The organism is Olsenella sp. CU969, assembly GCF_905219715.1.
Lineage (GTDB): Bacteria > Actinomycetota > Coriobacteriia > Coriobacteriales > Atopobiaceae > Granulimonas > Granulimonas faecalis.
The window spans coordinates 1-1,105 of record NZ_CAJMXC010000157.1; the positions used below are offsets into that span (position 1 = coordinate 1).

At 71.2% G+C, this 1,105-nt stretch carries 1 protein-coding gene; it reads right to left on the bottom strand.

Features of this window, described 5'->3' with window-relative positions:
• Positions 1–253: 253 nt before the first annotated feature.
• Positions 254–1,105, bottom strand: an 852-nt coding sequence (locus JX283_RS08340) for a DegV family protein (protein ID WP_370583438.1), incomplete at its 5' end; no start/stop codon positions are given.

The following is a 1,105-nucleotide window of genomic DNA, read 5'->3' on the forward strand; positions in this document are numbered from 1 at the left end:
CTCTCGGCACCTCTCCTCGGCAGCGCCCCCTCTCGCCCCCCCCTGGCACCTGAACGCGGTTGAGGGCGACTCTCGACGACGAACCGCGTCGGAATCCGCCCTCAACCGCGTTCAGGGGCAGGAAATCCGCCCTTATTCGCATTCAGGTGGAGAAGGGGGTGTACTCAATCGCGTTCAGGTGCGGAGGGTGCCAAGAAGGTGGAGGGACACTCCCCGACACCCCGCACCCCAGCGTCCCGCGCTCCTGCCGCCCTTAGCGCTTCGCGATGGCCGCCGCGCCGAAGGAGCCCGGGCCGCTGTGGGAGGCGATGACGCAGCCGGTCTCCACCCACTCGACCTCCCGGAAGCCCGCCTCGCGCACCCGGGCCTCGGCGTCGGCGCGGATCCCGTCGGACAGCCCGTGGGAGTAGACGAAGGCCAGGCGCGAGCGGTCGAGGTCCTCCTTGGAGAGGAAGTCGTCGAGGAAAGCGCGGCACGCGCGGGCCATGGAGCCGCGGTGCTTCTTGGTGGCCACGAGCAGGCCGTCGATCATCTCGATGGTGGGCTTGATGCGCAGCAGGTGCGCCCCCACGTAGGCGGCGTTGCTCAGACGGCCGCCGGCGCGGAGGAAGGCGAGGTCGCCGGGGATGAACCCCAGGCGGATACGCCCGGAGAGGTCCCGGGCGAGGTCGGCGGCCTCCCCCACCGTGGCGCCGGGGTTGGCGGCCAGGAACCGTGCCACCTCGGAGACCAGGAGGTACTGGGCGCAGGTGACGCTCTTGACGTCCACCGAGGTCACGTAGTCGCGGCCCTCGGCGGCGGTGAGGGCCGACTCGTAGGAGCAGGTGGTGGCGGCTGAGTAGGCCAGGTGCAGGATGTGGGCGTCGGGGCGCTCGGCGTGGATGCGGTCGAAGGCCACGGTGAAGTCGTGGAGCGTGCAGCCGCTGGTAGTGGGGACGGCGCCGGTCTCGGCGCAGGCGGCGAGCATCCGGGCGCAGGGGACGGAGCCGTCGTCAAAGGTCTCCCCCGCCAGCGTCACGTGCATGGGCACCACCTCGATGCCCAGGTCCTGGCGGGCGGCGGAGGGAACATCGGCACCGGACTCCACAAGGAGAACGATGGGGGC